The organism is Xanthomonas sp. NCPPB 1132 (genome assembly GCF_056629235.1).
On record NZ_CM152819.1, the window covers coordinates 3,784,150 to 3,804,278 of the forward strand.

Consider the following 20,129-nt stretch of genomic DNA (forward strand, 5'->3'; position numbering starts at 1 on the left):
ATGCGCCAGATCTTCAGCAGCCAACGCGTGGAAACCGCCGAAGGCGTCGCCGCCCTGCTGCGCGATGCCGGCATCGAGGTGCGGCTGAGCAACGGCCGTTCCTACCGGACCCGCCGCAGTGGCCAGTTCAGCTATCTGGATCCGGTGGCAGCGCAGGCGCAGCCCACGGTGTGGGTGGTGCATGCCAACGACCAGCCGCGCGCGCGCGAACTGCTGCGCGACGCCGGCCTGCTCGACAGTACCCGCCGCGCCCCGGAACAAGGCCGCGCGCCCTATCTGAACGAGTTCCGCTCGCAGGTGGCGCCGGACGCCGGCAAGCGCTGGGCCTGGCGCATCCGCATCGCCCTGTTGCTGGCGATCGGTGCGGTGGCGCTGATCACCGTGCTGCGCCATCGCGACAACCGGGCGCCCATCGCCGCACCGGCACAACCCGCCGCGACGCAGCCGGCCAAGGCGCCTGCACAGGACACCGGCAGCGACGAAGTGCGCGTGCGCGTGCAGCCGGCACCGCGCGGCAACTGAGCCGCGCCGAGCGCAAGGCGACGCCTGCGCGATGTCGCCCATGAGGGTGACAGTCAGCCGGTGATCGCCTCCTGTGCATGACGGCGCGACGCGAGGCAGCAGGTTTCTTCGCACACAAAAAACGCCCCTGCGCACGGGGCGCAGGGGCGCTGTCGATCGGCGCCTTGGTGCAGAGACGCCGCGGCCCTCGCCGCGGCGGATGGCTCAGTTGCTGTCCGGAGCCGGCATCGGCGGCGGCGGTGCGTCGCCACCGCGCGGGCCGTCCGGGCGATGCGCCCAGCGCTTGGCCTGCGCCGCATCGAACTCGGCGCGGCTGAGCATGCCGTCCTTGTTGGTGTCGGCGGCGGCGAACCAGGCATCGCGATGCTGCTTGGCGCGCAGCTCGAAGTCGGCACGGTCGATGTAGCCGTCCTTGTTCACGTCCATCTTGTCGAAGCGCGCGGCGAGCTTGGGATCGGCCTGCGCTTCGGCGCGACTGATGCGGCCGTCCTTGTTGGTGTCCAGCTTGGCCATCATCGCGCCGGGCACGCCGTGTTCGCCCGGGCCACTCGGGCCGCCACGGCCACCATGGCGGCCGTGACGCGGCCACTCGTCGCGGCTGAGCTTGCCGTCGTGGTTCTTGTCCAGCGCGTCGAAATGCTCGGCCAGGCGCGGATCGGCGGCGGCCTCGCTGCGGTCGATGACGCCGTCGCCGTTCTTGTCGAGCGCGGCGATACCGCCGGCATCGGCGGGCGCGGCAGGATCGGCCGGCGGCGGGGTAACGGCGTAGGCGGCGCCGGAGAGCACGGCCAGCACGGCCAGGGCAAGCAGCGGATTGCGAGACTTCATGGGTCACTCCCTGAGGATGATGGGAACCTGCCGGGACGGCAGGCGTCCGGCGCCGCGGGCGGCCCGTGCATCGGGCCGGCGCCGTGGCGCCTTCCCTGCAGACAACGCCCCGTCGCCGCCACGGTTGACCGGCTGCCGGGCGTATTCATGGTGCGGACAGTCGCGGCCCCTGCGATGGCGAAGCGCTATGCTCGGCGCATGGCCATCCACTCCGACGCCAGCGACGACCTGCGGCTGTTCCAGACCGGCCAGCACGCGTGCGGCTACTGGCCCGAGCGGCAGGCGCGCGACCTGGTGCTGGACCCGCACGATCCGCGCCTGGGGGCGCTGTATCCGCTGGCGTTGAGCTGGGGCTTCCGCCGCTCCGGTGACCTGGTCTACCGCCCGCACTGCGACCACTGCCGCGCCTGCGTGGCGGTGCGCATCCCGATCGAGGACTTCGCGCCCGATCGCAGCCAGCGCCGCTGCCTGGCGCGCAATGCCGATATCGAGGTGCGCATCGTCGCCGCCGAGCGCAGCGAGGAACAACTGGCGCTGTATCAACGCTACCTGCGCCATCGCCATCCCGGCGGCGGCATGGACGATCACGGCGCACACGAGTTCGACCAGTTCCTGATCGGCCGCTGGTCGCATGGGCGCTTCCTGGAACTGCGGCAACGCCTGCCGGACGGCCGGCGTGGGCCGCTGCTGGCGGTGGCGGTGACCGACATCGCCGAGCAGGCGCTGTCGGCGGTCTACACCTTCTACGACCCGGACGCCGGCGCACGCGGCCTGGGCACGCTGGCGATCCTGCAGCAGATCGCCTGGGCGCGACGCGAGGGTCTGCGCCACCTGTACCTGGGCTACTGGATCCGCGGCCACCAGAAGATGGACTACAAGCGCCGCTTCCGGCCGCTGCAGGCCTACGACGGACGCCACTGGCGCGACTTCGACGACTACCTGCGCCAGCTCGGCGGCTAGCCGACGGCCACTGGCGCAGCGCGGCCTGGCCGGTGCCGCCGCGGGTGGTTGCGCCATCGTGCCGACATGCAGCGCATGCGAAACTGGGCGCATGACATCACGCCTCTTCCTGCTCGCCCTGACCCTGCTGTGCGGCGCCTGCGCGCACACCGTTCCCACTTCTTCCACGATGACCGACGCTGCCGCGCCAGCCGCCACGACGCTGCGGCTGGCCACCTACAACACCTCGCTCAATGCCGACGAACCCGGCGGCCTGATCGCCGCGCTGCAGGGCGACAGCGCGCAGGCGCGCAAGATCGCCGCGGTGCTGCAGCAGGTGCGCCCGGACCTGGTGCTGCTCAACGAGTTCGACTACGACGACGCGCACCGCGCCGCCGATCTGTTCGAACAACGCTACCTGGCGGTGCCGCAGCCGCACGGCGGCGCGGCGCTGCGCTATCCGTATCGCTACCTGGCGCCGGTCAACACCGGCGTGCCCAGCGGCCTGGACCTGGACAACGACGGGCACATCGGCGGCGAAGGCCGCGCGCGCGGCAACGACGCCTGGGGCTACGGCCTGCATCCCGGCCAGTACGGCATGCTGCTGCTGTCCAGGTACCCGATCGACACCGCCGCGGTGCGCAGCTTCCGCCTGTTCAAGTGGAGCGCGATGCCCGGGGCGCTGCGTCCGGTCGATCCGGCCACCGGCCGCTTCTTCTACAGCGACGCGGTGTGGGCGCAGCTGCGGCTGTCGTCGAAATCGCATTGGGACGTGCCGGTGCGCACCCCGCTGGGCGTGCTGCATGCGCTGGTGTCGCATCCGACCCCGCCGGTGTTCGACGGCGCGGAGAAGCGCAACGCGGCGCGCAACCACGACGAGCTGCGGCTGTGGCGCGACTACCTGGACGATGCCGGCCGCGGCACCGCGCGCTGGCTGTGCGACGACGCCGGCCGCTGCGGCGGCCTGGCCGCCGATGCGCAGTTCGTCCTGCTCGGCGACCTCAACAACGACGTGATCGACGGCGAAGGCCGCCACGATGCGATCCGTGCACTGGTGACGCATCCGCGCGTGCTGCACTACCCCACTCCGCACAGCGCCGGCGGCGAGGAGACCACGCGCGCCTACGCGGCCAATGGCGTCGCGCACCGCGGCCCGCCGCAGCAGGTCACCGGCGATTTCGGGCCCAAGGCCGGCACCATGCGCCTGGACTACGTGCTGCCGTCGCGCCGCTTCCGCTACCTGGACAGCGGCGTGTTCTGGCCGGCGTCCAGCGATCCCGCCGCCGCCATCGCCGACGGCAGCGACCACCATCTGGTCTGGGTCGACGTCGCCGCGGGACCGTAAGCGCAGGCGAAAGAACACCGCGCAGGTCGCGACGCGGCCCGCGCGACCAGCATCGGCGGACCCATGGGCCGCCGCGTCGTTTCTGGCAGACCATGGCCCGCGTAGCCCGGGGACCGCCTGCCGCGCCAAGCACCGCCATCGGCCTTGATCCAGATCAAGGGCAAACCCGCGCCGACGCGGTCCAATGCCTCCCGCACCCGGTCGGGATGCGCAAGCGGAAGGCGAGCATGCGAACGCAACAGTTGCAACAGGCGCTGGAAGGCCTCAACGGCGCCACCGCCGACATCGAGGCCTCGGCGCTGATCTCCCTGGACGGGCTGATGATCGCCTCGGCGATGCCGCAGGGCATGGACGAGGACCGGGTCGGCGCGATGTCGGCGGCGCTGCTCGCGCTGGGCGAACGCAGCGCGCGCGAGCTGGCGCGCGGCACGCTGGAGCGGGTGCTGATCCAGGGCGAACTCGGCTACGTGATCATGAGCGCGGCCGGCCGCGAGGCGGTGCTCACCGTGCTGGCCAAGCCCAGCGCCAGGCTGGGCCTGGTGTTCCTGGACATCAAGCGCGCCGCGCAGGCGCTGCAGCAGATCCTGTAGGGCGCCGCCATGCCGCTGCCGCCGATGGATCCGCCGCACGAGCCGCACCGCAGCGCCGAGCTGCGCTATCACGATGGCAGCCGCCGCACCGTGTACTGGAGCGAACGTGAGGTGGCCTACCCCGATGGACGCCTGATCGTCTCGCGCACCGACCTGGACGGTGTCATCACCCACGCCAACGACGCCTTCGTCGAACTCAGCGGCTGGCCGCGCGAACTGCTGATCGGCGCGCCGCACTGCATCCTGCGCCACCCGGAGATGCCGCGGCGCGCATTCCGCGAACTGTGGGACACCGTGCTGGCCGGCGAGAAGTGGCACGGCTACGTCAAGAACCTGCGCCGCGACGGCGCCTGCTATTGGGTCTATGCCACCGCGTTGCCGAACGTGCGCGACGGCCGCGTGGTCGGCTTCACCTCGGTACGGCGCAAGCCCTCGCGGCGGCGCATCGAGGCGCTGCAGCCGTTGTACGCGCAATGGCTGCAGGACGAACAGGCGGAGACGCCGGCATGAGCTGCACGTTCCTGGTCGCGCCGGACTTCGCGCCCGAATACTTCGGCGGCTGGTACCTGCTCAGCACGGTGCTGCAACGCCGCGCCGGCATCGGCCTGCGCCTGCTGATGCCGGCCGATGCCGCCGAACAGCGGCAATTGCTGGACGACAGCGTCGTCGACCTGGTGTACGCCAGCCCGTTCGACGCCAGCGCCTTGATCCGCGACCGCGGCTACCTGCCGCTGGTGCGACCGCGCGGCCGCGCCGACGAGGTGGTGATCGCGACCGCGGCCGAGGCGCCGGCGCGTTGCGTGGAAGACCTGTCCTACGGCTGCCGCATCGCGCTGACCGCCAACCACGACGTGCGCCTGATCGGCCTGCGCCTGCTGGAACCGGCCGACCTGGAGCCGGAACGCATCGCCTGGCGCCCGGCCAGCAGCTACGCCGCGGTGGCGCGGTTGCTGCTTGAGGGCGAAGCCGACGCCGGCCTGTTCCTGGCCACCGCCTACCACGGCCTGTCGCGGCTGACTCGCGCGCGGCTGCGCCCGCTGGTGGAAAGCGCGCTGTGCGACATCGGCCACGTGCTGCTGGCGCATCCACGCCTGGGCCCGCAACTGCCGGTGCTGCGCGACGCCCTGCTCGCGCTCGGCGATGCCGCGCACCGCGACGACCAGGCGGTGCTGGACGCGCTGGGCCTTGAGCAGGGCTTCGAGGCGATGGCCACGGAGGACGCCGAATTCATGATCGACCTGATCGACACCCTGCTGGACTGAGGCGCCCATGGCCACCACTCCCGCTCGCGATCCCGCACGCCTGGTGATGCGCATCCATGCCCGCGCATTGCTGCGCGACCCGCGCGACGCCGCCGCGCACCTGGCGCGGCTGCACGCGGCGCTGCAGTTGCACGACAACGAACCGACCCAGGGCGTGCTCGCCGACCTGTTCGTGGCGCTGCCACGCCACGACATCGCCTTGCGCCAGTTGGCGCTGCAGATGGCCGCGACGCATCTGCCGCCGCACGTGGCCGAGGCCTTCCAGCGCCACAGCCAGGGCCACGCGCTGCTGCCGATCAACGCCCTGGCCACGCGCTGGAGCGTGCTGGCGCGACCGTCCGCCGACGTGCCGGCGCGGGTGCGCCGGGCCAGCCCGGACCATTCGCGGCGGATGGTGCGCGAGGTGGTGGACGCGCTGTGCGACGGCGCGCCGATCGCCGCGGCGCGCTGCGAGCGCGAGTTCCTGGACTATTGCATCAGTTGCCAGGACAAGCTCGCCTTCATGCTCGCCACCCGCGAACTGCGCCGCCATGCGCTGGCCCTGGGCGACCGCTGGGACCGCACCGCGCGCTGGCTGCAGCAGCGCGAGCCGCTGGGCGGCCGCAGCGTCGACGCCCTGTCCTTTTCCAGCGCGAGTGCGCCGCGATGACCGCCTTCGAACCGAGCAACTCCGAACCGACCTGGCTGATGCCGACCCCGCACGGCGTGCTGCACGGCTTCGCCAGTGCCACGCCGGACCGCATGCAGCGCGCGCTGCAACTGCTGCTCGGCGCGCACGGCGCGCTGTCGCTGCAGGAATGGCGCCAGCGCGTGGGCGGCGACGCGCAACGCCTGCTGCAGGACGCGCGCGAACAGCAATGGGTGCAATTGCTGCGGCGGGCGGTACCAGGCCCGGAAATCCGCCTGGACGACTTCGCCCAGCACGTGATCGCGCCGCTGTCGGCCGAACGCCGCGCGGTACTCGCCTCCGACAGCGGCTTCTGCCTGGGCCATGCCGGCCTGGACCAGGAACAGGCCGAGACGCTGAGCGTGGCCGCGGCCGACTTCTCCGGCTTCGCCCAGCGCCAGAGCGCGCGCGGCTGGCACGGCGCGCACCGCTACGTGGCCTTCTACAGCGAGCCGCAGTTGCTGCTGCCGGACTGGTCGTTCGTGCCGTTCTGGGTCGACGGCGCCGGCTACTGGCTGGTGCTGGGCGGCGAGGCGCTGCTCAACAACCTGGCGATGGTGGAACTGGTGTGGAGCATCCGCCTGGCCGCGGCGCGGTTTGCGCCGCCGGCTTGAAGGGACGGGATTGGGGATTCGGGAGTGGGGATGAAAAGCGGGCTCGCCTTGCGGCCCGCTTTTCCTGTGCGCGAATCTTCAGGCGTCTAGATCGATGGTGAGGGCGGCGGCGGCGTCGCGGGCGGTCTGGCGCGCCTGCTCGATGTCGGCGCCGCGGGCCAGGGTCACGCCGACGCGGCGGTGGCCGTGCACGCTGGGCTTGCCGAACAGGCGCAGGGCGGTGTCCGGCGCCTGCAGCGCGGCGCCGACGTTGCCGAAGCGCGGTACGCCTTCGCCGTGCGCCAGCAGCGCACACGAGGCCGAGGGGCCGCTCTGCCGGATCGACGGGATCGGCAGGCCGAGGATCGCGCGCGCATGCAGGGCGAACTCGCTCAGTTCCTGCGACACCAGGGTGACCAGGCCGGTGTCGTGCGGGCGCGGCGACACTTCGCTGAACCAGACCTCGTCGCCCTTGACGAACAGCTCCACGCCGAACAAGCCCCAGCCGCCGAGCTCGTCGGTGACCGCGCGGGCGATGTCCTGCGCGCGCTGCAGGGCCAGCGCCGACATCGGCTGCGGCTGCCAGCTCTCGCGATAGTCGCCGTCCTTCTGCCAGTGCCCGATCGGATCGCAGAACGCGGTGCCGCCGGCATGGCGCACGGTCAGCAGGGTGATCTCGTAGTCGAAGTCGATGAAGCCTTCGACGATGCAGCGGCCGGCGCCGGCGCGGCCACCGGTCTGCGCGTATTCCCAGGCCGCATCGATGTCGGCGGCGCTGCGCAGGGTGCTCTGGCCCTTGCCGGAGGACGACATCACCGGCTTGACCACGCACGGCAGGCCGACCGCGGCGATCGCCTCGCGGTACTGCTCGGGCGTGTCCACGAAGCGGTACGGCGAGGTCGGCAGGCCCAGGGTCTCGGCGGCCAGGCGGCGGATGCCTTCGCGGTCCATGGTCAGCCGCGCCGCACGCGCCGTCGGAATCACCCGCTGGCCGAGGTCGCGCTCCAGCGCCACCAGCGTTTCGGTGTGGATCGCCTCGATCTCCGGCACGATCAGGTGCGGCTGCTCGCGCGCGATCAGTTCGCGCAGCGCCATCGCATCGAGCATGTCGACCACGTGGCTGCGGTGCGCGACCTGCATCGCCGGTGCATCGGCATAACGGTCCACCGCGATGACCTCCACGCCGAAGCGCTGCAGTTCGATCGCCACTTCCTTGCCGAGTTCGCCGGAGCCGAGCAGCAGCACGCGGGTGGCGGAAGCGGACAGCGGGGTTCCCAGAGTGACCATGACGGCGGCGCCTGCGCGAAGAGGGGGACCGTATTCTAACGGGCCGGCGCCCCGTGCCGGCGCAGGGCCGGCTACGCCATCGCCGTCGCGCAGCGAGGTGCTATCTTCTGCAGCGTCACTGGGAATGTCTCGCCATGCACGCACGCAGCGTCGGAAATCGCTTCGGCACGCCCTGCCGCACCGCCGGGGAGCGCCCATGCACTCGTTGATGCCGGCCGAAGCCTACATCGACGAGGCCTGGTTCGCGCGCGAGCGCGAGCTCCTGATGAAGCCGCTGTGGCAGTTCGTGGCCCCGCGCATGCTGCTGGACAAGCCCAATGCCTTCGTGCGCCGCTCGGTGTGCGGCGTGGACGTGGTGGTGCAGAACATCGACGGCGAACTGCGCGCCTTCGACAACCTGTGCCTGCACCGGCAGAACCCGCTGCAGCAGCAACCGCAGGGCGTGCGCCCGCTGGTCTGCAGCTACCACGGCTGGCGCTACGGCGCCGACGGCAGCGTGGACAACATCCCCTTCCAGGACGATGCCTACCGCCTGGCACCGGAGGCGCGCGCCTGCCTGCGGCTGCGCCGCTTCGCGGTGGCCTGCATCGGCAAGCTGGTGTTCGTGAACCTGTCGGCCGCGCCGATGCCGCTGGAGGCGCAGTTCTCGCTGGAGGCGCTGGAGATGCTGCGCGCCGCGTCCGAGCAGTTCGACGACGAAGTGCTGGTGGCGACCTTCGAGGCCGACTTCAACTGGAAGCTGGCCTACGAGAACCTGCGCGATGCCCTGCACCCGCGCTTCGTGCATGCGCGCACGCTGGCGCAGCAGGTGAAGTTCCAGGTGCAGATGGACGATGCCGGCGTCGCCGAGGCGCGCCGCTACCACGCCGAGGGCAGCGCCTCGCGCGAGGCGCATCTGGCGCGCCTGCGCGAATTCAGCAGCGGCGGCCTCAACGAACCGCTGCTGGCGATGGCGCACTACCCCTGGCATGCGCACGTCGAGCGTTTCGGCAACGACGACTGGTATCTGAACTGGCTGCTGTACCCGAACCTGCACATCGCCTCGGGCTCGGGCGGCTATTCCTTCATCATCGAGCACCATCAACCGGTGTCGGCGCAGCGCACCGACCTACTGGTCTACTACGTCACCGCACGCAAGAAGCAGCGCTACCCGGGCTCCGACGCGGTGCTGCTGGGGCACCTGCACGGCGGCGAGAAGGTGCTGCGCGAGGACATCGAGATCATGGAACAGGTGCAGTCGGGACTGCGCGCCGGCGCCCCGCGCGCGGTGCTGGGCGACTACGAACACGCCAACATGCAGATCGAACGCTGGTACATGGACGTCATGGAGGGCCGCCATGTCCTCTGAGAAATACGTGGTCGGCAGCGGTGCGCTGCTGCGCTGGGCGCTGGCGGCCTGGGCCGAGGCGGCGCCGGACTGCGTACTGCATCCGCTGGACGTGGCACAAGGCAAGGACTACCGCTTCGACCTCGATGCCCTGCACGCACTGGCCGACACCGGCGCCACCGCCTTCGTCGCCTGGGGCCCGCAGTTCCTCAACTTCCGCCGCCAGGAACTGATGGGCGAACTCAAGGCACGCGGCTTCAAGATGCCGCCGCTGATCTGCCGCGGCGCGCAGGTGGCGGCCAGCGCGCGCGTCGGCGAGAACTGCGCGATCGGCGCTGGCGCCATCGTCGATGCGCACTGCGACATCGGTTTCAATGCCTGGATCGGCGCGGCGGCGGTGCTGGAATCGGCGGTCAAGGTCGGCGCCTCTGCGTGGATCGAGGCCGGCGCGATGCTCGGCGCCGAAGCGCAGATCGGCGCCCAGGCCACCCTCGGCCGACAGGTGGACATCGGCCCCGGCGTGCGCATCGGCAAACGCTGCCAGATCGAGATCCCCGGCCGCTATCGCAGCGACATCGCCACCGGTACCCATCACCTCAGCGGTTTCCGCTCGCCGGTGCTGATCCTCGGCGGGTGAGTGGCCGCCTAGGCGGCCGGGAATCGGGAATCGGGATTGGGGAATCGTAAAAGCGCTGGGTCTGCTGCCCCCGGCGTGACAGCACGCGGCCGATGGATGCACACCGCCGACGCCCGCCAAGTCGACACCCGGGCTGCCACCGCAGCACCTACCCCTTCACACCTCGCGACTTCAGCGCCCTACCGATCCTCAAAAGCGGATGCCGCGCGCGGGCGGGAAGCGGAGATTCATGAGGCTCCCCTGGACCCGCCGTCCCCATGAACCCGCTTCCACGATTCCCCATTCCCGATTCCCAATTCCCAGCCCTCTTGCAACTTGATATCAATTTGATATCGTTTCGTCCAACCACCCAAGGACGTCCACCATGAAAGAGCAGCCCCGTTCCTCCCTGCCCGGCATTCCGATGATCGTGGGCCTGGTCCTGGTGTTCGTGGCCGGCGCCGGCGCGATCATTGCCACCGGCGTGCTGCAGCCGTCGGCGATGCCGTGGACCCTGCTGGTCGCGATCCCGGTGCTGACCGTCGCGCTGTTCCTGGTGGTCGGTCTGTACGCGCTGGAACCGAACCAGGCCGCGGTGCTGAGCCTGTTCGGCCGCTACGTCGGCACGGTCAAGGACCCGGGCCTGCGCTGGAACAACCCCTTCTTCAGCAAGCGCAAGGTCAGCCAGCGCGTGCGCAACTTCGAGAGCGGCCGGCTCAAGGTCAACGAACTGGACGGCAGCCCGATCGAGATCGCCGCGGTGATCGTGTGGCAGGTGATGGATGCCTCCGAAGCGGTCTACAACGTCGACGACTACGAGAGCTTCGTGCACATCCAGTCCGAGGCGGCGCTGCGCGCGATGGCCACCAGCTATCCCTACGACCAGCACGAGGACGGGCAGATCTCGCTGCGCAGCCATCCCAACGAGATCAGCGAGCAGCTCAAGCGCCACCTCGACGAACGCCTGACCCAGGCCGGCGTGGACGTGATCGAGGCGCGTATCAGCCACCTCGCCTACGCCCCGGAAATCGCCCAGGCGATGCTGCAGCGGCAGCAGGCCAACGCGGTGATCGCCGCGCGCACCCGCATCGTCGCCGGCGCGGTGGGCATGGTGGAGATGGCCCTGGCCGAACTGCAGAAGAACGGCGTGGTCGAGCTGGACGAGGAGCGCAAGGCGCACATGGTCAGCAACCTGCTGACCGTGCTGTGCTCGGACCGCGGCACCCAGCCGATCGTCAACGCCGGCTCGCTGTACTGAGGTGTCGATGTCCGTGCACGCCGCCATCGCGCCGCTGGCGCTCGCCCTCTCCGGCCTGCCGGCCCTGGTCATCGCCGCCTGGGTCGGCGGCAAGGGCGACGACCGCGCACGCGGGCTGGGCCTGCGCTGGGCGCTGATCGGCCTGGCGATCCTGCTCGGCGCGGCGGCGCTGTACTGGACCGGCGGCCAGCGCGCCGGCGTCTACGCGGTGGCCATCGCACTGCTGCTGACGGTGAACGCGCTGATCGTATCGATGCTGCTGCACCTGCGGCGCAGCGACGCCGCGCGGGAGCGGTCATGAGCGAGAAGAAGGCCTATCCGCTGCGCATCAACGCCGACGTGCTGGCGGCGGCGCAGCGCTGGGCCGACGACGAATTGCGCAGCCTCAACGCGCAGATCGAATACGTGTTGCGCGACGCGCTGCGCAAGGCAGGGCGGCTGCCCAAGCCGCGTGACGACAAGGAACCGGAAACATGAGCAAGCGCTGGGAATACCTCACCGTCGAGGCCAAGACCAATCTGATGCTGGGGCTGAAACTGGACGAACTGCAGGCCGACCTGAACAAGCATGGGAAGCTCGGTTGGGAATTGGTCAACGTCGTCGCACTGCCGGGCACCAAACCGCTGCTGATGTTCAAGCGGGAGGTCTGACATGCGCCGGCATCGGGTTCTTGCGCCTGCACTGGCGGCGCTGCGAGCCCCGCTCACGGCACTGGCCGCGGCGCCACAACAGACCGTCAGCGCCCTGCTGGATCGCCTGCAGGCCGGCGACCTCGCAGCGGACAGCGGTGCGCCCGGACCGGCCGCGCGCGCCACGCCCCGCCACGTCGACCCGGCACTGATCGCCGATGTCGCGACCTGGGTGCGGGCCCTGCCCGCCAGCCATGGATCGGCACCATGAGCCGGCTGCGCTCTGCGCGGCCCTCCCCGGCGCGGCAGTATCCGGTAGCGCCGGCGCATCGACTGGGCCTGGCCTTGTGGCTGTGGCTGCCGCTACTGGTCGTGGCCGCGGTGGTCGGTGGCTTCGCGTTGCACGCCGCACGGCCCGGCGCGCTCTGGTGGCATTTCGGACTGCTGGCGTTGATCGGCGTGGCCGGCACCGCCACCTTCGCGCGGCGGCGCGTGCTGCTGCACGACGGCCTAGTGGAGGTGCGCGCGACCTTCCTGACCAAGCGCGTGCCGCTGGCCGCCCTACGCCTGGACAACGCGCGCGTGATCGCGCTGTCCGAGCACACCGGCTTCAAGCCGGCACTGAAGTTGTTCGGTTTCGGCTATCCCGGCTTCCATGCCGGCCACTACCGGACCCGCGACGGACACAAGGCGTTCTGCCTGATCACCAGCGACCGCGTCCTGGCCGTTCCACTGCACGAGGGCGGCTGGCTGCTGCTCAGCGTCGAACACCCCAGGCAGGTGCTGCAGGAATGGCAGACGCTCGCGGGGCAGGTACGCGGCGGCGAAGACACGCGCGGCACGACGCGCCGCATGGCCTGAGCCCGGCAGGCCTCGCCGCGTCGGCCGCTGCTGCGACCGGCCGCGCAGGGCACGACATGCTGCGCGGTGCGGCACAGTCTCGCGGTGCGACGCGCCCGGTCCATGAAGCACACCGCGTCGGGCGTTCTGGCGCCTGCGAAGCGATATGCTGGAACACCGGCCACGCGCGTGTTCGACGCCAGCCGCGCGTCGCGGCGACGACGTCGCCCGCCACATGAAGCATCGAGGATCGGCCCGATGGACGACGCAGCGCCCCGCGAGATTCCCACCACCGCACCGGCGCTGCCGCCGACGTTGTCGGCGCGGCTGCACGGGCTGCACTGGCACCGCAATCTGGTCGGCGAAGCCGGCGCCCAGGTCTACCGGCTCGGCGGTGCCGGCACGCCGGATCTGTACCTCAAGCGCGGAACCGGCACCTCGCACGACGACGTGGTGGACGAGTTCGCACGGCTGCACTGGCTGCGCGGAACACGCGGCGTGCCGCGCGTGCTGCATTTCGAGGCCGACGCTGCCGGCGCCTGGCTGTTGAGCGAAGCGCTGCCGGGCAAGACCGCCTACCAATGGCTGCAGGAGGAGCCGGCGCAGGCCGAGCGCATCGTGCAGGCGCTGGCCGAGTTCCTGCGCCACTTCCACGCCACACCGATCGACACCTGCCCGTTCGACGCCAGCCACCCGCTGCGCCTGGCCGCAGCACAGCGCCGGCTCCAGGCGGGCCTGGTCGACACCGAGGACTTCGATGCCGCACGCGCCGGCTGGTCGGCGGAGGCCGTGTGGCAGACGATGACCGCGCTGCTGCCGCTGGCCAGCGAACGCGTGCTGAGCCACGGCGACTACTCGCTGGACAACATCCTGCTCGACGCGCCGGACCGCGTCGTCGGCATGATCGATCTCGGCCGCGCCGGGGTCGCCGATCCGTACCACGACCTGGCGATCCTGGCCAACTGCCTGGACGAGTTCGGCCCGGCGCTCGCCGACCACTTCTTCGCCGCGTACGGCATCGCCACGCCGGACCTCACGCGGCTGCAGTTCCATCAGTTGCTCGACGAGTTCTTCTGAGCCGCGCCTGCCCCGTCGTGCGCGGCGCGGCGGGATCGCCCCACGACTGGCCGCCCGGAGTGCTTGGCTCTACCCTGTGCCGATGCGCACCGTTCCCCACCTGCTGCTCAACACCGAGACCATCGAACTGCTGCCGGCCGCGTTGCTGCGCGCCCGCAGCAACGCCGACGCGCGCCAGCTCGCGCAGGCGACCTGGCTACTGCGGCGCAAGCACGACGGGCGCTACCTGGCGAGCGCGAACGCACACGGGCTGCACGCACTGGTCCCGCGGCTGATGCACGAACCCGGCATCGACGCGGCGCTGGATCGGCTCGACGCCTTGCCCGCACGCGGCGCGCTACGCGATGCCGAGGCCTGGTTGCCGCTGCACGCGCTGCAGGCCCAACTGGACCAGTTGGGCCTGGGCGCCGACGCCTACGCGCAGCGCACCGGCCTGCCACTGCAGCCGGAACCGGCCACCCTGCACGCGGCCGGCGCCGACCGCTACCGCCGCCCCCTGTGGCTGAGCGCGGGCGCAGCACGCGCCTGGCACGCGCTGCGCCACGCCGCCGCACGCGATGGCGTGATGCTGGAGGCGATCTCCGGCTATCGCAGCCACGCGTATCAACTCGGCATCTTCGCCCGCAAGTTCGCCCGCGGGCAGACCCTGGAACAGATCCTCGCGGTCAATGCCGCGCCGGGCTTCAGCGAGCACCACAGCGGGCACGCCCTGGACATCGGCACACCCGGCGAGCCGCCGGCCGAGGAAAGCTTCGAGCGCACGCCCGCCTTCGCCTGGCTGCTCCAGCATGCCGCTGCCTTCGGCTACCGGATGAGCTATCCGCGCGACAACCCGCATGGCATCGTCTACGAACCCTGGCACTGGTGCTGGCACGAGGCCGCTCGCACATGATCCGCTCCCACACGCGCCGGCCGCGCGCCGGCACCGCCGCCTGGCGGGCATTGACCCTGCTGGCCCTGGCCCTGCCCGCCTGCGCCGCTGCGCAATGGCACGACCGGCAGGGCCAGGCCCTGCCCGACAGCGCCGAGCGCGGCCACGACAAGGCCTTCGCCGCCGCGCTGCAGATCGCCGACGACGCCGACTTCGCCACGTTCGCGCAGGAGTGGGGGCAAACCGACGCCGCGCATGCGCCGCACCTGCGCACGATCGCGCGCGTGCATCGCGGCCAGTTGCTGCGCGTGGCGCTGCTGTACTCCGGCTGCGCGCCCAGCCCCAACAACGGCGGCGCCTGCGATGCGCAGATGAGCCTGCGCATGCTCGGCCCCGACGGCAGCACCACCTTGCAGGATCCGATGCGGCCGCTGGGCATGGGCGGCCCGCCGGCCGCCGCTGGCCTGCTGGAACTGGCGCCGCTGTCGGTCCAGTTGCGTTTCGAGGACAGCGACCCGCTCGGCACCTACACCGTGCAAGTCACGGTCAACGACCCCAGCCAGGACGCGTGGGTGCGATTGCAGACGCAGGTGGAACTGGTCGGCGACCGCTGAGCGCAGCGCCCCACCCCAAAACCCCGCGGCGACCAGCGCGGACACGACCGCCAGCACGCGTGTCGCAGCGACAGCATCGCGCCGCACTGCCTCGGCTTCGCAACCGCAAGGTTTCAAGTATGTCTTTGCGCACCTACCCGCTGCGCCTGGCTTGCCTCACCCGGTGCCGACGTGAATCCGGCTCAGCGCCGCAGCGCATCCACCGCCCACAGCAGCCAGCCCAGCATCAGTGTGGTGCCGCCGATCGGCGCCAGCCGGGTCGGCCATTGCGCCAGCGCGTTGCCGGCCAGGCTGCCGGAAAACAGCAGGGTGCCGAGCAGCAACAGGCACAGCGCCAGGCGCCCGAGCAGGCGCTCGCTGCGGCTTCCCAGCGCCGCCAGCGCCACGCCGTGACCGAAGGCGTACAGCGCCGCGGTCTGCAGATGCGATTGCGCCAGGGGCTCGGTTACGCCGTGCGAGGCATAGGCCGACAGGCCGATCGACACGGCCGCCAGCAGCGCGCCGGCACTGCACAGCCAGAACGGCCCGCGCGCACGGCGATCGAATGTCAGCATGAGGGTTTCCTCCGGGAGCGCGGCAGCGTTTTGCCGGCCCCATAAACAGAACGCGCCGCAAGATGCGGCGCGTTCCGGTTCACTCGTCCACCAGGGCAGGACTTACTTGATCGCCCAGTAGATGTCGTAGGTGCCTTCCGGCGTGAACGCCTTGTCCACGCCGCCCTTCCAGGCTTCGTACGGACGGTCGGTCACGTCGTAGCCGCTGGTCGCGGCCCAGGCACGCAGCGCATTGCGCGCCGCATCCAGGCCGGCCATGTGGCCGGTGTAGCTGGCGAAGGCGGAGCGGTGCGCTTCGGTGCGCACGTAGGTCACCGGGGCGCCCTGCGGGATGGTCACCTTCAGCGGATCGCCGGAGGCGGCAACCGGGGTGGCATCGACCGGCGCGGCGGCCGCGTCGTCCTTCTTGTCGTCCTTCTTCTCATCCTTCTTGGCGTCGTCCTTCGGCGCGCCACCGGCACGCTTGCGCACCGGCTGGGCGACGTCGAACGCGTACTTGTCGGCGCCGAAGTCGGTGGTGACGATGCGCACCGGACCGGCCGCTTCCAGGCCGTTGGCCTCCATCACCCGCTTGATCCACTCCTGGTTGTCCTTGATGGACTTCTTGATGGAGTCGTTGTCGCGGTCGATGTTGCCGGCGTTGACCACCAGCAGGTCCTCGGCCGGGACGTCGACGACCTTCAGGTCCTTCAGCGGGGTGTCGTCGGAGCGGTAGTCCACGTTCGGCACGGTGGCCAGCACGTTGCTCAGGCGCGACAGGCCCAGCTTGATGTCGTCGCCGACGTGGCGGCTGACATACAGACCGGCGTAGCGACCCAGCAGGTCCCACCCGTACTTGACGGTGTAGTCCTGGGTGATCTTCACGTTGCGGCCGTTCTTGCCGGTCGGCTCCAGCTTGAAGCTGGTGGTCTTGTCCTTGCCCTTGGTCTCGTCCTCGATGGCGATGACCACGTCCTTGTTCTTCTCGGTCGAGGTGATGGTCCAGCTCCCCTTGCCGATGTAGCCCTCCTTGGAGCTGTAGTCCAGGCGCGCGCCGACGCCGGAGTCCGGGCCGGAGAGCTTCAGCTCGATGCGCGGGTCGCGCAGCACCAGGGGGTTCCAGTCCTTGAACCGACGCAGGCTGTTGACCGTGTCATAGACGATGGTCATGCGCCGATTGGTCTCGACGCTTTCGGACATGTGACGCTCCGAGGGCAGCACCACGCCGACGATGACGAACAGGCCAGCCACGATCCCCAGGGCGATCAGGAACTCGATAATACGGGTCATTCAGGAGGTCTCCGGGGCCGATCCCACGGCCGGGTTGATGAAGCGAAGCGCCCATCCTAGCAGGCTTCGCTGTCCGTGGTCAGCACATCACGGAATGCCGCTTCGCCCTGCGCCGCAACGGCCTCGCGCGGTGCCGGAGATGGCCGTGCGCGCGGCACCGAGGGAGACCAGACCATTGTCCTGGCGGCGGCACCGGACAGGCAGGCGCACCCGGTCATCGACCGCATTGGAACGAGCAACGGCGGCACTCCCAGGCGCACGGGCGTGGCTGATGCATGCCGCCCCCAGGCCAGACCACTGTGCTGCGCGGAACAGACGCGGGCGACCTGTGCCGGCCCGCATCCCATGGCCCCCGGTCGCCCAGGACCCGCCCGGCGTGCGCGCTACCGACCTCCGCGGGCCGTCCTCCTGTCTCGTTCAGACCATCTGCCGCGCACGGCCGGGCCGCAGACGGCGCCAGGCCGCCGGCCTTGTCAGACCAGTTGCAGCTCGAACGCCTTCAGCACCGCCCGGGTGCGGTCGCGCACGCCCAGCTTGGAGAGAATGTTGGAGACGTGGTTCTTGATGGTGCCCTCGGCCACGCCCAGCGAATTGGCGATCTCCTTGTTGGAGAAGCCGCTGGCCATCAGGCGCAGGATCTCGGTCTCGCGGTCGGTCAGCGGGTCGGGCCGGTCCAGGCTGACGAAGTCGTTGCGCATGTGCTCCAGGCCCGAGAGCAGACGCTGGGTCACCGCCGGCTGCACCAGCGAGCCGCCGGCGGCGACGGTGCGGATCGCGCCGACCAGTTGCTCCAGCGACACGTCCTTGAGCAGATAGCCCTTGGCCCCGGCCTTGAGCCCGGCCAGCACCAGCTGGTCGTCGTCGAAGGTGGTCAGGATGATGGTCGGCGGCAGCGCGGCGGCGCGCGACAGCACCTGCAGCGCCTCCAGCCCGGACATCGACGGCATGCGCATGTCCATCAGCACCACGTCGGGCAGCACCTGCGGGATCAGTTCCACCGCCTGTCGGCCGTCGCTGGCCTCGGCCACCACCTCGATGCCGCCGTCCAGCGCCAGCAGCGAGCGGATGCCCTGCCGCACCAGGGTTTGATCGTCGACCAGACACACACGGATCATCACAGCACTCCTTGGGAAACGGCGGGCGGCAGCAGGGTGGCGGCGCCGGGAACGGCGGCCCGCAGGCGGAAGCCGGCACCGGGCGCGGCCGCCACGTCCAGGCTGCCGCCGTACTGGTTCAGGCGCTCGCGCATGCCGCGCAGACCGTTGCCGGGGGCCAGGGTCTCGCAACCGCGGCCGTCGTCGCGCGCCTGGATGACCACCTGCGGGCCGTCGCGGCGCACCTCGATCCACAGATTGTCGGCCTGGGCGTGGCGCACCGCGTTGGTGATGATTTCCTGGGTGCAGCGCAGCAATACGTGCGCGCGCTCGGGATCCTCCACGGTCAGCGGCTCCTCCACCTGCAGGTGGATCTGCAGCGACGGCACCCGCTCGGCCAGCGGCCGCAGCGCCGCCGCCAGGTCGATCGCGCCGCTGTCGCGCAACTGGCTCACCGCCTCGCGCACGTCGGTCAGCAGCAGCTTGGCCAGGGTATGCGCCTGCTGCACATGCTCCTGCGCACGGCCCTCGGTGATATGGCCGGCCACTTCCAGGTTCAGGCTGAGCGCGGTCAGGTGGTGGCCGAGCAGGTCGTGCAGTTCGCGCGAGATGCGGGTGCGCTCGTTGACCCGGGCGCTCTCGGCCAGCAGCGCGCGGGTGGCGCGCAGCTCGGCGTTGAGCTGGCGCTGCTCCTCGCGCGCCTGGGTCTGCTGGCGCGCGACCAGGCTGGTGACGAAGATGAACATGGAGAAGCCGCCGTACAGCAGCGACTGCATCAGCGCCTCGAACGGCGGGAAACCGATGGTCAGGTAGACCGGCAGCACCGCCAGTTGGCTCAGCAGCAGCCAGGCCACCCCGGCGCGCACCGGCAGCAGCCACGGGATCACCCCGGCGGCCACCATCATCAGGATGCTGCCCAGCCCCGACCGGTGCAGGTAGCCGACCGCCAGCGCGCAGATCGTCAGCAGCACCAGCATGCCGCGGTCGTACCAGCGCACGCCGTCGCCGCTGTGCAGGCGCCGGGTCAGCAGGAAATAGACCACGCCGAAGCCCAGGTAGCTGGTCAGCAGCAGCCACACCTCGCCGCTGGGCATCCGTCCCGATTCCTCGACCGGCTCCCAGTACAGGTACAGCAACGGCATGCAGATGACCGCCCAGGTGAACAGGCCGGCATAGCGCAGAACGCGGGTATGGCTGAGATATCCCAACATGTCGCCATCTTAGGATGAACGGCGCGCATTGCACTCCCACGGAAGTCATGCCGGCGCGGCTCGCCGCCCCGGGTCGCGCGTGCGATAATCCGGCCCGGCGGCCCGCACGGGGCCGCGCGCGCATCAGCAATGGAGTCTCAATGTCGATCGTCATCCGCGACGTGCGCGAGCACGAGCTCGATTCGGTCCTGGCCCTGAACAACAACGCCGGACTGGCGATCCTGCCGCTGGATTCGGCCAAGCTGCACCGCTTCTACGAAACCGCAGAGTATTTCCGCGTCGCCGAGCGCGACGGCAACCTGGCCGGCTTCCTGGTCGGCTTCGGCAGCGACAGCGACCACGACAGTAGCAACTTCGCCTGGTTCCGCGAGCGCTACCCGCAGTTTTTCTATATCGACCGCATCGTGGTGGCCAGCCGCCGCCGCGGCGGTGGCGTCGGCCGGGCGTTCTACGCCGACGTGCAGAGCTACGCCGAGTTGCGCTACCCGCAACTGGCGTGCGAGGTTTTTCTGGATCACGGCGCCGATGCGGCACTGCTGTTCCATGGCAGCTTCGGTTTCCGCGAAGTGGGCCAGAACACGATGAACGAAGTGGAGGTGCGTGCGAGCATGCTGTTGAAGGACCTGTGCAGTTACGCCTGGGTGCGCGAAACCTATGGTGACACCCTGCCCGAGCTGCCCTGGGCCGGCCATGCCCATCGTCTGCAGCGGGCACAGCGCCCGACCGGGACCTGAGC

The 20,129-nt window shown here is 70.5% G+C and carries 26 protein-coding genes; 20 read left to right on the plus strand and 6 right to left on the minus strand.

Translation table 11 applies throughout. From position 1 onward, the window contains the following. On the plus strand, nt 1-522 hold the full coding sequence (locus tag AC1G9L_RS16140) for a putative signal transducing protein (RefSeq protein ID WP_019800748.1): 522 nt from the start codon (nt 1-3) through the stop codon (nt 520-522). A 204-nt stretch (nt 523-726) separates the two neighbouring features. Here AC1G9L_RS16140 and AC1G9L_RS16145 read toward each other — a convergent pair whose 3' ends face one another. Next, nucleotides 727-1,350, minus strand: a complete 624-nt coding sequence (locus AC1G9L_RS16145) for an EF-hand domain-containing protein (RefSeq protein ID WP_481069499.1) — start codon at nt 1,348-1,350, stop codon at nt 727-729. 132 nt (nt 1,351-1,482) lie between these two features. Between AC1G9L_RS16145 and AC1G9L_RS16150 the strand changes: the two genes are divergently transcribed. The 7 genes from AC1G9L_RS16150 to AC1G9L_RS16180 all read left to right on the plus strand — a co-directional run bounded on the left by AC1G9L_RS16150 (nt 1,483) and on the right by AC1G9L_RS16180 (nt 6,767). After that, nucleotides 1,483-2,310: an arginyltransferase gene (locus AC1G9L_RS16150; RefSeq protein WP_481071169.1), complete on the plus strand. Its 828-nt coding sequence runs from the start codon at nt 1,483-1,485 to the stop codon at nt 2,308-2,310. Nucleotides 2,311-2,401: 91 nt separating this feature from the next. Further along, nucleotides 2,402-3,634: an endonuclease/exonuclease/phosphatase family protein gene (locus AC1G9L_RS16155; RefSeq protein WP_481069500.1), complete on the plus strand. Its 1,233-nt coding sequence runs from the start codon at nt 2,402-2,404 to the stop codon at nt 3,632-3,634. Between the two features lie 227 nt (nt 3,635-3,861). Further along, a complete protein-coding gene (locus tag AC1G9L_RS16160; RefSeq protein WP_010341183.1) occupies nt 3,862-4,224 on the plus strand; it encodes a roadblock/LC7 domain-containing protein in 363 nt (120 codons plus the stop codon). A gap of 9 nt (nt 4,225-4,233) precedes the next feature. Continuing rightward, entirely contained in the window at nt 4,234-4,734 is a 501-nt protein-coding gene (locus tag AC1G9L_RS16165; protein WP_019801811.1) for a PAS domain-containing protein, read from the plus strand. After that, complete coding sequence (locus AC1G9L_RS16170; RefSeq protein ID WP_019801812.1) at nt 4,731-5,486, plus strand: PhnD/SsuA/transferrin family substrate-binding protein; 756 nt, start codon at nt 4,731-4,733, stop codon at nt 5,484-5,486. Before AC1G9L_RS16165 ends, AC1G9L_RS16170 begins: the two co-directional genes overlap by 4 nt. A gap of 7 nt (nt 5,487-5,493) precedes the next feature. Next, the gene (locus AC1G9L_RS16175) at nt 5,494-6,135 is read left to right on the plus strand and encodes a hypothetical protein (protein WP_481069501.1); all 642 of its coding nucleotides are present in this window, start codon (nt 5,494-5,496) and stop codon (nt 6,133-6,135) included. Further along, nucleotides 6,132-6,767: a hypothetical protein gene (locus AC1G9L_RS16180; RefSeq protein WP_019801565.1), complete on the plus strand. Its 636-nt coding sequence runs from the start codon at nt 6,132-6,134 to the stop codon at nt 6,765-6,767. The genes AC1G9L_RS16175 and AC1G9L_RS16180 overlap by 4 nt, the downstream gene beginning before the upstream one ends. Before the next feature lie 78 nt (nt 6,768-6,845). Here AC1G9L_RS16180 and purT read toward each other — a convergent pair whose 3' ends face one another. Continuing rightward, nucleotides 6,846-8,033, minus strand: a complete 1,188-nt coding sequence (purT, locus tag AC1G9L_RS16185; protein ID WP_481069502.1) for a formate-dependent phosphoribosylglycinamide formyltransferase — start codon at nt 8,031-8,033, stop codon at nt 6,846-6,848. A 196-nt stretch (nt 8,034-8,229) separates the two neighbouring features. On the opposite strand from purT, the gene AC1G9L_RS16190 reads away from it, so the two are divergent. From AC1G9L_RS16190 to AC1G9L_RS16240, 11 genes are all read left to right on the plus strand, one after another. Next, nucleotides 8,230-9,381: an aromatic ring-hydroxylating oxygenase subunit alpha gene (locus AC1G9L_RS16190; protein WP_481069503.1), complete on the plus strand. Its 1,152-nt coding sequence runs from the start codon at nt 8,230-8,232 to the stop codon at nt 9,379-9,381. After that, complete coding sequence (locus AC1G9L_RS16195) at nt 9,371-9,997, plus strand: DapH/DapD/GlmU-related protein (RefSeq protein ID WP_481069504.1); 627 nt, start codon at nt 9,371-9,373, stop codon at nt 9,995-9,997. Before AC1G9L_RS16190 ends, AC1G9L_RS16195 begins: the two co-directional genes overlap by 11 nt. Before the next feature lie 364 nt (nt 9,998-10,361). After that, nucleotides 10,362-11,234: an SPFH domain-containing protein gene (locus AC1G9L_RS16200; RefSeq protein WP_026143690.1), complete on the plus strand. Its 873-nt coding sequence runs from the start codon at nt 10,362-10,364 to the stop codon at nt 11,232-11,234. Between the two features lie 7 nt (nt 11,235-11,241). Continuing rightward, nucleotides 11,242-11,535, plus strand: a complete 294-nt coding sequence (locus AC1G9L_RS16205; RefSeq protein WP_019801413.1) for a hypothetical protein — start codon at nt 11,242-11,244, stop codon at nt 11,533-11,535. After that, on the plus strand, nt 11,532-11,711 hold the full coding sequence (locus AC1G9L_RS16210; RefSeq protein WP_019801412.1) for a hypothetical protein: 180 nt from the start codon (nt 11,532-11,534) through the stop codon (nt 11,709-11,711). Before AC1G9L_RS16205 ends, AC1G9L_RS16210 begins: the two co-directional genes overlap by 4 nt. Beyond that, a complete protein-coding gene (locus AC1G9L_RS16215; RefSeq protein ID WP_010341194.1) occupies nt 11,708-11,884 on the plus strand; it encodes a DUF4177 domain-containing protein in 177 nt (58 codons plus the stop codon). Before AC1G9L_RS16210 ends, AC1G9L_RS16215 begins: the two co-directional genes overlap by 4 nt. Before the next feature lies 1 nt (nt 11,885). Beyond that, nucleotides 11,886-12,134 carry a hypothetical protein gene (locus AC1G9L_RS16220; protein ID WP_481069505.1) on the plus strand — a complete coding sequence of 83 codons (249 nt, stop codon included), beginning with the start codon at nt 11,886-11,888 and terminating at the stop codon, nt 12,132-12,134. Continuing rightward, a complete protein-coding gene (locus tag AC1G9L_RS16225; RefSeq protein WP_481069506.1) occupies nt 12,131-12,724 on the plus strand; it encodes a hypothetical protein in 594 nt (197 codons plus the stop codon). Before AC1G9L_RS16220 ends, AC1G9L_RS16225 begins: the two co-directional genes overlap by 4 nt. 237 nt (nt 12,725-12,961) lie before the next feature. After that, complete coding sequence (locus AC1G9L_RS16230; protein WP_019801921.1) at nt 12,962-13,780, plus strand: APH(3') family aminoglycoside O-phosphotransferase; 819 nt, start codon at nt 12,962-12,964, stop codon at nt 13,778-13,780. An 82-nt stretch (nt 13,781-13,862) separates the two neighbouring features. Beyond that, nucleotides 13,863-14,672, plus strand: coding sequence for a M15 family metallopeptidase (locus tag AC1G9L_RS16235; RefSeq protein ID WP_481069507.1), 810 nt, complete (start codon nt 13,863-13,865; stop codon nt 14,670-14,672). Then, nucleotides 14,669-15,265, plus strand: coding sequence for a hypothetical protein (locus AC1G9L_RS16240; RefSeq protein WP_481069508.1), 597 nt, complete (start codon nt 14,669-14,671; stop codon nt 15,263-15,265). The genes AC1G9L_RS16235 and AC1G9L_RS16240 overlap by 4 nt, the downstream gene beginning before the upstream one ends. 182 nt (nt 15,266-15,447) lie before the next feature. On the opposite strand, the gene AC1G9L_RS16245 is transcribed toward AC1G9L_RS16240, so the two are convergent. The 4 genes from AC1G9L_RS16245 to AC1G9L_RS16260 all read right to left on the minus strand — a co-directional run bounded on the left by AC1G9L_RS16245 (nt 15,448) and on the right by AC1G9L_RS16260 (nt 19,393). Then, nucleotides 15,448-15,819 carry a DUF423 domain-containing protein gene (locus AC1G9L_RS16245; RefSeq protein ID WP_019799087.1) on the minus strand — a complete coding sequence of 124 codons (372 nt, stop codon included), beginning with the start codon at nt 15,817-15,819 and terminating at the stop codon, nt 15,448-15,450. A 102-nt stretch (nt 15,820-15,921) separates the two neighbouring features. Next, on the minus strand, nt 15,922-17,088 hold the full coding sequence (locus AC1G9L_RS16250) for a polyketide cyclase (protein ID WP_019799086.1): 1,167 nt from the start codon (nt 17,086-17,088) through the stop codon (nt 15,922-15,924). A gap of 473 nt (nt 17,089-17,561) precedes the next feature. Further along, the gene (locus tag AC1G9L_RS16255; protein ID WP_010341202.1) at nt 17,562-18,203 is read right to left on the minus strand and encodes a response regulator; all 642 of its coding nucleotides are present in this window, start codon (nt 18,201-18,203) and stop codon (nt 17,562-17,564) included. Beyond that, entirely contained in the window at nt 18,203-19,393 is a 1,191-nt protein-coding gene (locus AC1G9L_RS16260) for a sensor histidine kinase (RefSeq protein ID WP_481069509.1), read from the minus strand. Before AC1G9L_RS16260 ends, AC1G9L_RS16255 begins: the two co-directional genes overlap by 1 nt. Before the next feature lie 140 nt (nt 19,394-19,533). On the opposite strand from AC1G9L_RS16260, the gene AC1G9L_RS16265 reads away from it, so the two are divergent. Further along, entirely contained in the window at nt 19,534-20,127 is a 594-nt protein-coding gene (locus tag AC1G9L_RS16265) for a GNAT family N-acetyltransferase (protein WP_019801958.1), read from the plus strand. Nucleotides 20,128-20,129: the final 2 nt, after the last annotated feature.